The following is a 12,107-nucleotide window of genomic DNA, read 5'->3' as shown; positions in this document are numbered from 1 at the left end:
GTTAACTAGCCCTCCATTAATAACATATCTGGATCATGCAACAATTTCTTCAAGAGATTCAAAGCATTTTGTGCCAAAGCACCGTCAATCAATCTATGATCATAACTCAATGATAACTTCAACATATTACCTACTTGAATGTTGCCATCTTCATCAACATAAGGTTCTTTAGCAATCTTACCAACACCAAGAATTGCTACTTCTGGATAATTGATAACCGGTGTAAACCAGCCACCACCAATAGAACCGACGTTACTGATTGTAATTGAACCACCTGACATCTTATCCATACTCAATTTATTGTCATAAGCAGCTTGTGAGTTTTCAGTGATTTCTTTAGCAATCTCAAACATACCTTTAGAATCAACGTTCTTAACATTTGGAACATAAAGTCCATGTTCTGTGTTAGTTGCAATACCAACGTTGTAATAGTGCTTGTAAACAATTTCTTCAGTAGAATCGTCAATTGAAGCATTCAATTCTGGGTATTCTTTCATTACAGCAACTAAAGCTTTTACGATATAAGGCAAGAATGTCAAATGAATACCTTTATCAGCAGCAATTGCCTTATATTTCTTACGGTTAGCCATCAAAGCGCTTACTTCAACGTCATCAAAACTAGTTACATGTGGAGCTGTGTGTTTACTATTAAGCATTGCCTTAGCAATAGCTTTTCTAGTCATTGACATCTTCTCACGTGTTTCGAGCTCCGGAGTGGCTGACTTGTATGGTGTAATAGTATTTGTAGGTGCTGGTGCTGCAGCGGCTGCAGGTTGAGCTGCTGCTTGAGGTGCGGCACTACCGTCGAATGAATCTACATCAGCTTTAGTAATCTGTCCGTGCTTGCCACTAGGTGTAACCTTTGCCAAATCTACACCTTTGTCACGAGCATACTGACGTACTGAAGGCATTGCCAAATAGTGAGCATCAGCTGATCCAGTAGCTGGACCGGCAGTAGCCTCTTCTTTAGATGCAATTTCAGTTTCTTTATCAGAATCGGACTTTTCAGCTTCTTTATCATCTTTGGCTGGTTGGTCATCGTCGCCTGTATCAGGAGAACCATCATCGATCACAATCAAAGTGTCACCGATTTCAACTGTATCTCCTTCTTGAGCGACAATTTGTTTAACAGTACCAGCAACTGGTGAAGGCAATTCTTCAACCGATTTGTCGTTTTGAATTTCTACTAAGGAGTCATCTTCTTTTACTGTGTCCCCTTCTTTTACTAGCCAGCTGGCGATCTCACCTTCGGCCATCCCTTCACCTAGTTCAGGTAATTTAAATTTGTAAGCCATAGTTGGATTCCCTTCCTTCGATTAATTAGTAGTTGAGAATTTCATTTACTTTTTCTTCAATTTCTTTTGCACGTGGAATCCAAGTGTCTTCACCTAAGGCAAATGGATATACACTATTTGGAGCTGCAACTCTACCAATTGGTGCATCAAGAGAAAGAACCGCATCTTCGGCAATAGCTGAGGCAACTTGTGCACCCACACCAGCTATCTTTTGTGCTTCTTGAACAATAACTACTTTATGAGTCTTTTCGATTGATTTGAAAATTGTATCAGTATCAATTGGTGAAACTGTTCTAAGATCAATAACTTCAACAGAAATATTCTTCTTAGCTAATTCATCAGCAACTTTCAAAGCTTCATTTACTTCAGCACCATAGGCTACGATAGTAATGTCATTACCCTCACGAGCAACATTAGCTTTATCCAAAGGAACTGTATATTTGCCATCAGGAATATCATCTTTCATTGAACGATATAATTTCAAGTTTTCCATAAATAGCACAGGATCATTATTTTCAACTGATGAAATTAAGAGTCCCTTAGCATCATATGGATTACTTGGCATAACTACACGCAAACCTGGAGTACTTGCAAAAATATTTTCCAAGTTATCAGCGTGCATTTCAGCCGTATGAGTACCCCCACCATAAGGTGTACGAATTGTTACAGGAGCTGTCTTTAATCCGTCAAAACGGAAACGCATTCTAGCTTCTTGACCAATGATTTGATCAACAGCTTCGAGTGAAAAGCCCATGAATTGGATTTCAGGGATTGGACGCCAACCAGTTAAACCTAATCCAGTTGCCAATCCTAAGATTCCTGATTCAGCTAAAGGTGTATCGAAGACACGGTCTTCACCATATTTTTCTTGAAGCCCTTGAGTCGTTCTGAAAACACCACCGTTTTTACCAACGTCTTCACCAAAGATCAAAGTTTTTGGATCATCTTCAAGAACAATGTCTAAGGCGTCTGTAATTGCTTGAATGTAAGTTTTCTTAGCCATTTTTACTTCGACTCCTTTGCTTCAAATTTAGCGATTTCTTTCTTCATTTCTGGAGTTGGAATTTCAAAGGTACGTTTCAACATATCTGAAACTTTATCTTCAGGAACTGCATCGGCTTCTTTGATTGCTTCCTTAAATGAAGCTTTATATTCATCAACTAGTTTATCTTCTTGTTCTTCCGACCATAAGCCTTTGTCTTCAAGAACTTTTCTTAATCGAATTAATGGATCCTTATCGAACCATGGTTGTTCTTCAGCCTTAGTTCTGTAACGTTTAGGATCATCCCCAGCACTTGAGTGCGCACCGAAACGATATGTCAAAGTTTCAATCATCACAGGACCATTTCCGGCTGTAATGTACTCACGGGCTGCCTTAGCTACAGCATAACAAGCCAAGATATCCATACCATCAACTTGAATGCTTGGAATACCAGCGGCAACAGCTTTTTGAGCTAGTGTTGGAGCAGCTGTTTGTTTTGCACGTGGTGTTGAAATGGCAAAGCCATTATTTTGAACAATGAATAGTGCAGGAACCTTAAAGGCACCAGCAAAGTTCATTCCTTCATAACTATCACCTTGGGAAGTACCACCATCACCAGTATAAGTAAATGCAATAGCGTCTTCACCGTTCTTCTTTAGACCCATAGCTACACCGGCTGCCTCATCATATGCGGCACCAATGATAATTTGTGGCATCATAGAACGAGCTTCAAATTTGTTACCAGCAACATGTCCACGTGACCACAAATAAGCTTGAGTTACTGTGGCACCATGTTGAATCAATTGAGGTACATCACGATAAGCTGGAAGAAGATAATCATTCTTCTTCATTGCTAAAACAGTTCCCATCTCAGAAGCTTCCTCACCTTCAGTCGGTGCATAGAAGCCCATCCGACCTTGACGAGAGAAGTTCATTGTCTGTTCATGCAATGCACGCTCCCATACCATCTTTTTCATAAACTCAACTAAATCATCATCTGAAAATGAATCAAAGACTTCTTGATCTGTTATCTCAGCTTTTTCATTCAATACTTGAATGGGTTTTGAAACATTCGATAAATTATTTTTAAGTGCTTCAAAATCAACAATTGGTTTATTTGCCATTCTCCACAGTCCTTTCATAAAAACTTATCCCTTGTGAAATCTGTAAGGGCTTTCATATAAATTTAGTCTAACATTGATCGCTCAAAAAACAAGTAGTTTAGGCATTCTTTGAATATAAAATATTTTATATTAGTTTGTGAAAGTAGTCACTATTTTCCCAAATCTATCTCATTTTCTGAAGTTCCAGTATTTAATTCTGAAACCATAGCATTTAGAGAAACAGTAGCCATATTCTTAACCGCCTTAGTCGTATAGAAAGCTATGTGGGGTGTCAAAATAAATCTTGGACTTTTAATTACCTTATCTAATACCTCGTCAGAAAATTCTTGATCACTCAAATCGGAATTAAAGACGCCAACTTCCTTTTCATAGACATCCAAAACAGCTCCATAAAGCTTACCTGAAGCCACTGCATCATATAAATCCTTTGTATTAATTAAATCACCACGTGCTGTATTAATAACAATAGCATTGTCCTTCATCTCAGCAATCGACTTACTATTGATCAGAGTATGACCTTTACCAAGACTTGGAATATGTAACGTCACGACGTCTGATTCCTTTAGTAAGGTATCAAGATCATCAACATACATTCCTTCTTTTTCTAATTCCGGATTGTGAAATTTATCATATGCGATAACTTTTGCTCCAAATCCTTGATAAATTTTTATTGCAGCGCGACCAATTCTTCCGGTTCCAGCAACACCTACTGTAAGCTGATTTAGCTCACGGCCGATATCAGGAGCCCATCGAAAATCATGTTGGTCCACTTTTCTGATCATATGTTTTAAATTTCTTAGTAAAGCCATTAAGCCTGTAACTGAATATTCCGCGATAGCCTCAGGTGAATAACTAGGTACATTAGTCAAACGAATCTGATTTCTCTTAAGAGCTGCAAATGGAACATTATCGACACCGACATTTCTAAGTGAAAGAACATGGATTCCATATTCATTCATCACATCAAAAATCTTCTCATCATATGGCAATTGTTGATAAGCAACAATTCCGTCATAGCCCTTTGCTAACTGAACAGTTTCAGGCGTTAGTAAATCGGAAACGATTTTTACTTCTATATTGTTCTCTGTAGACCACTCCTCAATATATTTCTTTTCATCTTCTCTGACACCAAAGTCAATTAATTTCATGTAAAACCTCCAGTAGCAATATTTATGTATCATTGTGTAACCGATAACATATAAGAATATTTTATCATGTACCCCCTTAGCAAAACAAAAATAGTACATTTGAAATCGTTTTCTAAAAATTCTCAAACAGGTTTTTTCTCAAATCCTTCTATTTTTATCGAAAAATAATCTATAATAGATATACTGAAGTATTTTTATACAATTAAACATTCGGAGGAAACTATGTATTTTATGAAAGATATCGTCCGTGATGGCGATCCCGTTTTAAGAAAAGTTGCAGCAGATGTTAAATTCCCATTAAGCGATGAAGATAAAGCTTTAGCCGCTAACATGATGGAGTATCTCGTTAAGAGTCAAGATGAAGAATACGCTGAAAAGCACCAATTACGTGCTGGTGTCGGTTTGGCTGCTCCTCAAGTTGGCGTTTCAGAAATGATGGCTGCTGTTTTAGTACCAAATGAAGAAGATCCTGACAAGCCTCTTCTAAAGATCACTTTGATCAATCCTGTTATTGTCAGAAACTCAGTTCAAAAGGCTGCCTTGTCTGAAGGCGAAGGTTGTCTCTCAGTTGATAAAGATGTTCCAGGATTCGTGCCACGTGCTGATCGTATTACTATTAAATATGATGATTTTGAAGGTAATTCTCAAACATTACGCGTTAAGGGATACCCTGCTATCGTTTGTCAACATGAAATTGATCATTTGAACGGCCACTTATATTACGACAAGATCGACAAGAAAGAACCATTTACACTTGATCCAAGTACTGTGGTAATTTCTTAATATAGCCTTCAAGTATACTTACTATTTTATATATGGTAGAATTGTGCTATCTATTGATTAACGCACAAATGGACTAGAAAAAACGTCAAATGAAACTGACCTGTTTCATTTAATTCGATTTAAAGGAGAAATTTATATTGATTTATAAAGTTTTATATCAAACAAGCGAACTAGATAACCCCCGTCGTGAATTTACACATTCACTATACATGGATGCTGAATCAAGCATTGCTGTACGTGAAGCAGTTGAAAAAAATACCGACTATAATATTGAATTTATTCAGGAACTCGACGAAAAGCATTTAGAGTACGAGAAAAAGAGTCCTGAGTTTAAATTGACGGAGTTTTAGTTAATGTCATTTAAAGTTAAAAATAATGAAGTTGCCGTTTTTGCCATCGGGGGCCTTGGTGAAATCGGTAAAAATATGTATGGAGTTCAGTATCAGGACGAACTAATCGTTATTGATGCCGGAATTAAGTTTCCCGAAGATGAACTTCTTGGAATTGACTACGTCATTTCCGATTACAGTTACTTAGTAGAAAACAAGGACAAGATCAAAGGATTATTTATTACCCATGGTCACGAAGACCACATTGGTGGTATTCCTTATCTACTCCAACAACTTCCAAATATCCCTGTTTACGCCGGTCCATTGGCATGTGCATTGATCAAGGGTAAATTGGAAGAACACGGATTGTTAAGAACTACAGAAATGCACGTCTTACATGAAGATGATGTTATCAAATTCCCTAAGACAAGTGTTTCCTTCTTCAGAACTACCCATTCTATCCCCGATACTTTAGGTGTTGCTGTCCATACACCACAAGGTATCATCGTTGAAACTGGTGATTTCAAATTCGATTTGACTCCAGTTGCTGGTTTACCATCACCTAACTTACAAAAAATGGCTGCCTTAGGACAAAAAGGTGTCTTATGTCTACTATCAGATAGTACAAATGCCGAAATTCCTACATTTTCAAAGTCTGAACGTTCAGTTGGTTTGACAATTCATCAAATATTCGAAACTATCAATGGCAGAATTATCTTTGCTACCTTTGCTTCTAATATTTATCGTATCTCACAGGCTGTCGATGCGGCTATCCAACAAGGACGTAAGATTGCCGTCTTTGGACGAAGTATGGAACAAGCAATTGAGAATGGCCGTGAACTAGGCTACCTTAATATTTCTGATGATATGTTAATTGACCCACATGCTTTGAATCAGACACCCGCAAATGAGACTTTGATTCTTTGTACCGGATCACAAGGTGAACCGCTAGCCGCTTTGAGTCGTATTGCTAACGGAACACATAGACAGATTACTATTCAACCTGGAGATACCGTTATCTTCTCAAGTAATCCAATTCCTGGTAATACCATCAGTGTTAACCATTTGATTAACCAACTATCAGAAGCTGGTGCTGAAGTTATTCATGGTAAAGTTAACAACATCCATGCTTCAGGACATGGTGGTCAAGAGGAACAAGAGTTGATGCTCCGCTTGATGAAACCTAAGTTCTTTATGCCAATTCACGGTGAATATCGTATGTTGAAGATTCACACTGAACTTGCTGCTCTCTGTGATGTCCCACAGGATCATTCATTCCTTCTGGAAAATGGTGATGTCTTAGCTTTAACTAAGGATAATGCCCGAGTTGCAGGTCACTTCCCTGCTGGCGATGTTTATGTCGATGGTAAGGGTGTTGGTGATATTGGTAATGTTGTTATTCACGATCGTCAAGTTCTTTCAGAGGAAGGAATGGTTGTTGTTGTAGCAACTATTGACTATCAAAAACATATCGTTCTAGCTGGTCCTGATATTCTTTCACGTGGTTTTGTTTACATGCGTGAATCAGGTGAATTGATCAATCAAGCACAAAAACGTGTTTTCCACTTGATCAAGAATGCTTTCGACGATGATGAAAACAAAGTAACAGAAGCTATTCTTAAACGAGTTATTATTGAAGGATTGCAAGAATTCCTCTACAAACGTACTGAACGAAATCCTGTTATTCTTCCAATGCTTATTGGAACTTCAATCTAAATTCAATTTTAAAGTAGATCACATGATCTACTTTTTTTATTTAAAGGGTTACAAAATGGAAAAAACTGAAAGAATCGAAATAATTTTAAATCATCATGCTGGAAGTGGACGTGCTCAAAAAGCTTGCAACAAAGTTACAAGCTTTTTAAACAAAATAGACATTCCGTATGAGGTTCACTTAACTAAATGTGATGGTGATGGTCAAAGAATCGCTAAACAATTAGCCAATCTTCATCAAAATAATAAAATTGTTGTCATCGGTGGCGATGGTACTTTAAATCAGGCTGTTAACGGTGTTAAGGCTTCTAACTATCCAGATACTGCTTTAGGCTATATTCCTGGTGGCTCTGGTAATGACTTTTGTCGTGGTATTAAATTAAAAACCAAAGACCCAGTCATTTTAATGCAAGCCATCCTTTCTTTGAAAGAGCCACGAATGATTGATGTTGGGAAAGCTACTAGTAAAACCTTTTCTCATTATTTTATCAATAATATTGGAATCGGTTTTGACGCTAGCACCGTCTATTACACTAATCATTCAGAAAGAAAAGAATTTCTCAATAATTTAGGATTAGGAACGCTCTCCTATTTCACCAACCTGTTGAAGGTACTTAAACGTCAGAAGGCCTTTGGATTGGATGTCAATTACCAACAACATCAAAAACACTTCAATTCTGCCTACGTTGTTGTTGCAACTAATCATCCCTATTTTGGTGGTGGTTTTGCTATTGACCCTACTGCTACTCCCTTTAACCACCATCTGAATTTGGTCGTAGTTAAGAAAATCAGTACACCAAAGCTTATTAAATTATTGACCAGATTGTTAGCAAATGGCTCACACTTACAGGATAAAAATGTTTGGCATATTGAAACTGAACAGTTTGAACTAAAGAATTACACCAAACAACATGGTCAAATGGATGGTGAGGAATTAAATCAACACGAATTTGATTTTAATTTTGAAACCAGTCAACATCCATTTTGGTTGCCTATAAAAAATAACGCTTAATGTGATTACAAATCACACTAGGCGTTATTTTTTTCGAGAAAACTATATGGAGTTACACTATCCATACCAATCATTGGATCTATAGAATTATTCATTACCATATACAAAGTCAAATGATAATCCTTTGGTTCCATGATTTCCTCTTCTTCAGTCTCTTCTTTTTTAGGTTTAATTTTAAAAGTATCAAAAATTCGTTCTTTTAAAGTTGTCTGACGTTCATTCGATTGATCACGAATTGATCTTTCAAAAGCTGAACGGTCACCAACCATGATCAAAAGACGTCTCGAACGAGTTACCGCTGTATACAGTAAATTACGACGTAACATTCTTGACTCTTCATTAACTAAAGGCAAAATAACCATTTCAAACTCAGAACCCTGTGCCTTATGAATTGACGTACAATAAGCCAAGGAAATATTAAGCCAATCTTTACGATCTAATGAAACTTCATTACCGTCAAAATCGATAATCAGCTTATCAACGTGATCGGTGTTCTCCTTAGCCAAAATTATCCCGACAATTTTACCAATCTCACCGTTAAAGACATTGTCTTCTGGAGTATTAACCAAATAAACAACTTTGTCATTAATTCGATACTTCGTATTGCCAACAGAAACTTCTTTACGCTTGGGTGCCATTGGATTCACAACATTTTGAATAACAACATTCAAATTATCTATCCCTGCTTGACCACGATACATCGGTGCTAAGACTTGAACATCCGCAATATCAAAACCACGATCTCCAGATTTACTGATAATTTGTGACAAAACTTCGGGAACATTTCGACTATTACAATTGATAAAACTTCGATCGGCCTTATTTTGAAAAATAGTGTCATCAATAATTCCTTCGTTGATATCATGTGCTAATTGAATAATAGTTGAATCTTCATCCTGTCGATGAATTTCATTCAAAATTGTCGTTGGAAAAGCATCACTGTTGATTAAATCAGAAAATACTTGTCCTGGCCCTACTGATGGCAACTGATCTTTATCTCCTACAAGTACAACCTGTGTCCCAGGCTGTACTGCATTAATCAGTGTTCTAAAGAGTTTCGTATCAACCATAGACATCTCATCAATGATCAAAAGTTTACAATCTAAAGTTGGTTCCGCAAATTCATCATCCTCAGTTCCAGTTAAACCTAGCAAACGGTGAATTGTCATTGCCGGTAAACCAGTTGACTCCCCCATGTGTTTAGCGGCTCGACCTGTTGGTGCAGCCAAAGCAATTGCATAATCTTCCGAACTGGGGTCAAGTGTTGCATCGTTTAACTTAGCGTAAGACGACACAATAGCATTTATAATAGTGGTTTTACCAGTTCCAGGACCACCGGTTAAGAGGAATATCGAATGGGTCAACGATTGTTCAATGGCCCTTTCTTGCGATTCGTCATATTGAACTTTAAAAGTCTTCTCAACATGTTTCAATTCTTTTTTGAATTGACGTTTGGTCCATTCCACTCCTTTAAAAGTATCAGTAATCATTTTAAGTGACTGAGCGATCGACCATTCACTATCAGACAAACTTTTTTCGTAGACATGCCCATCTTCAACTGCTAAGGCTCCATCATTGACTAACTTCTTCAATCCTGATAATAATTTTTTATTTAAATCCGGAGTCGAATTAGCATTCAAAACGCCGCTTGCACGCTTGATCAGATCATCCTGAAGCACAAAAGTATCACCTGTCTCGTTGATGATCAAACTAACCATTTGTATCAAAGCACCCTTAATTCTTCGGGGATCATCACCTGTGATGCCCAAACGCTTGGCTAATTCATCAGCACGCTTAAAACCAACGCCTTTAACATCCAAAACTAACTGATATGGGTCTTCTGTAATCTTATCCAATGTCTGCGCACCATACTTTTGAAAAATACGGACACTTAAAGTTGTACCAAAACCATAATTATTTAATTGGTACAATACTTGTTCAGTCAGATGATTTTTAGAAATCTGATCAACGATATTGTTAGTTTTTTCCTCACCTAATTTCAAAAAATCTAGAGCATGAGGATCTTGCAAAATCTTATCAATTGCATTCTCCCCTAGTTCATCAACAATTTTTTCAGCTTTCTTTTTACCAATGCCGGGAAATTCATCACTGGAGAAGAAACTAATCAGTTCTTTACGCCCACTGGGACGACTACGTTTGTAAGAAGTGGCTTGAAATTGTTTACCGTATTTTGGGTGGTCAACCATGTTGCCTTCAAAACGATATTCCTCTTCCTCTGAAATTTCACCAAAACTACCGGTTACGACAATATCATTAGCATCCCAATCTGTGTTGGTCTTTTTAATTTTAATCGTAAAAATTTTGAATAAATTCTCAGGGTTCTCGAAGAAAATGGCTTTAACGGTACCAACAAAATACTGTTTATCATTTTCAGTCATTCTTCTCTCCTTGTTGTTTAATAAATTCTTGGAGATCAGCTAATTTTTTTTCATGTTTCAAATAATAAGCTTGATCTAACTTTTTAGACTCATTTAAGTAGTTTTGATAGTCTCGCTTAAGATTCATTGCACACAATGCCATATTAAAGTAATTCTTGGCCCCTGGATGGATTTCATTAGCAGTTCTGTAAAATCCTAAGGCCTCATCAAAATTACCGTTAGCAAGCAATAAATCGGCTAATAATTCATTGGCTTGTAAATCTTGGGGGGATTTTTCAACAGCCGTCAAAGCATACATAATTGCCAATTGACGTTTACCCTGCTGATCCAATGTTTTAGCCATCATAAAATAAGCTTCAAAAGCATAATTATCATCAATCAAATTCTGAAAAATTTGATTAGCCTTATCATACTTATCAGCTAAATAATAAACATTTCCCAAATTATAAAGTAAATCTTGATTATCTTTAAACATCTCTAAAGAACGAGCTAAAAGTTCTTCAGCTTGTTCCAAATCTCCAGCTTGCACTAAATAAGTTGATAATTGTAAAATTTCTGGCAACTGTTTGGGATTTTTATTTAAATCAGCAACTAGTAATTTAATTGCCTCTTGTTTATTGCCATCGTTAAATAATTTTTCTGCCTTTTTATCCATCTAATACCTCAAATCGTATCGGAACTCTCAAGTTTCTTGTGTAAGTATCCCGTTTCATTCCATTCGACCAATTTGTACTGGCCATCTTTATATTGTAAATGTGTCAAACTTGTATTTGATAAGCCGCCGTCTTTTCTAATATTGTCGACGTTTGTTCCTAATAATGACTGAATCATTGTGACTAACGCAGCACCGTGACTAACAATCACAACACTACCTTTTTCGTGATTGGCTTCAACAATCCTTTGCACAGCTCCTGTAGTTCTTTGTGCTACCTCTTCAAAAGATTCTCCGCGAATTAAATCATAGTCGTAATCCTTAGGCTGATGTCTAAAAGCATAAATTACTTCAGGCATTTCCCGCTCTAACTCTGAAAATTTACGACCCTCCATAATACCTAAGTCGAACTCGCGTAAATCACTTACAATAGACAGGTCAATGTCACGGTGCAAATCTTTGATTAAAGTTTCAGCTGTCGTTTTTGCTCGTGGTAGTGGACTTGAATACATATGATCAATTTCCACATCTTCCAAACGTTTTGCTAACAAACCAATATCATGCAAGCTTTCTGACAATAAAGGTGAATCCCCATGTCCACCCTGATATTTTCCCTCTAAATTCCATTGGGTCTTTCCATGTCTGACAAAATACAATTCCATTTTTCTCT

11 protein-coding genes are annotated in these 12,107 nt (G+C 37.0%); 4 read left to right on the top strand and 7 right to left on the bottom strand.

The window, feature by feature from the left end; all coding sequences use genetic code 11:
- Nucleotides 1-5: 5 nt before the first annotated feature.
- The 4 genes from FC97_RS02075 to FC97_RS02060 all read right to left on the bottom strand — a co-directional run bounded on the left by FC97_RS02075 (nt 6) and on the right by FC97_RS02060 (nt 4,549).
- Nucleotides 6-1,295 carry a 2-oxo acid dehydrogenase subunit E2 gene (locus FC97_RS02075; RefSeq protein ID WP_054643625.1) on the bottom strand — a complete coding sequence of 430 codons (1,290 nt, stop codon included), beginning with the start codon at nt 1,293-1,295 and terminating at the stop codon, nt 6-8.
- Between the two features lie 25 nt (nt 1,296-1,320).
- The gene (locus tag FC97_RS02070; RefSeq protein ID WP_054643626.1) at nt 1,321-2,298 is read right to left on the bottom strand and encodes an alpha-ketoacid dehydrogenase subunit beta; all 978 of its coding nucleotides are present in this window, start codon (nt 2,296-2,298) and stop codon (nt 1,321-1,323) included.
- A gap of 2 nt (nt 2,299-2,300) precedes the next feature.
- Nucleotides 2,301-3,401, bottom strand: coding sequence for a pyruvate dehydrogenase (acetyl-transferring) E1 component subunit alpha (gene pdhA, locus FC97_RS02065; protein ID WP_056967722.1), 1,101 nt, complete (start codon nt 3,399-3,401; stop codon nt 2,301-2,303).
- Nucleotides 3,402-3,550: 149 nt separating this feature from the next.
- Complete coding sequence (locus FC97_RS02060; RefSeq protein ID WP_054643627.1) at nt 3,551-4,549, bottom strand: D-2-hydroxyacid dehydrogenase; 999 nt, start codon at nt 4,547-4,549, stop codon at nt 3,551-3,553.
- Nucleotides 4,550-4,771: 222 nt separating this feature from the next.
- Between FC97_RS02060 and def the strand changes: the two genes are divergently transcribed.
- From def to FC97_RS02040, 4 genes are all read left to right on the top strand, one after another.
- Complete coding sequence (def, locus tag FC97_RS02055) at nt 4,772-5,332, top strand: peptide deformylase (RefSeq protein ID WP_025084720.1); 561 nt, start codon at nt 4,772-4,774, stop codon at nt 5,330-5,332.
- Nucleotides 5,333-5,469: 137 nt separating this feature from the next.
- A complete protein-coding gene (locus FC97_RS02050) occupies nt 5,470-5,682 on the top strand; it encodes a DNA-directed RNA polymerase subunit epsilon (RefSeq protein ID WP_025084721.1) in 213 nt (70 codons plus the stop codon).
- A gap of 3 nt (nt 5,683-5,685) precedes the next feature.
- The gene (gene rnjA, locus FC97_RS02045; RefSeq protein ID WP_054643628.1) at nt 5,686-7,377 is read left to right on the top strand and encodes a ribonuclease J1; all 1,692 of its coding nucleotides are present in this window, start codon (nt 5,686-5,688) and stop codon (nt 7,375-7,377) included.
- A 55-nt stretch (nt 7,378-7,432) separates the two neighbouring features.
- Complete coding sequence (locus FC97_RS02040; protein WP_054643629.1) at nt 7,433-8,386, top strand: diacylglycerol/lipid kinase family protein; 954 nt, start codon at nt 7,433-7,435, stop codon at nt 8,384-8,386.
- A 17-nt stretch (nt 8,387-8,403) separates the two neighbouring features.
- On the opposite strand, the gene recD2 is transcribed toward FC97_RS02040, so the two are convergent.
- From recD2 to FC97_RS02025, 3 genes are read right to left on the bottom strand one after another with little or no spacing between them, the layout of a single operon-like run.
- The gene (gene recD2, locus FC97_RS02035; protein ID WP_056967704.1) at nt 8,404-10,785 is read right to left on the bottom strand and encodes an SF1B family DNA helicase RecD2; all 2,382 of its coding nucleotides are present in this window, start codon (nt 10,783-10,785) and stop codon (nt 8,404-8,406) included.
- On the bottom strand, nt 10,778-11,440 hold the full coding sequence (locus tag FC97_RS02030) for a tetratricopeptide repeat protein (protein ID WP_054643630.1): 663 nt from the start codon (nt 11,438-11,440) through the stop codon (nt 10,778-10,780). Before FC97_RS02030 ends, recD2 begins: the two co-directional genes overlap by 8 nt.
- An 8-nt stretch (nt 11,441-11,448) precedes the next feature.
- On the bottom strand, nt 11,449-12,099 hold the full coding sequence (locus tag FC97_RS02025; protein ID WP_054643631.1) for a histidine phosphatase family protein: 651 nt from the start codon (nt 12,097-12,099) through the stop codon (nt 11,449-11,451).
- Between the last annotated feature and the right edge of the window lie 8 nt (nt 12,100-12,107).

Source organism: Companilactobacillus kimchii DSM 13961 = JCM 10707 (genome assembly GCF_001435445.1).
Taxonomy (GTDB): Bacteria; Bacillota; Bacilli; order Lactobacillales; family Lactobacillaceae; genus Companilactobacillus; species Companilactobacillus kimchii.
This window is presented reverse-complemented; position numbering and strand designations above follow the sequence as displayed.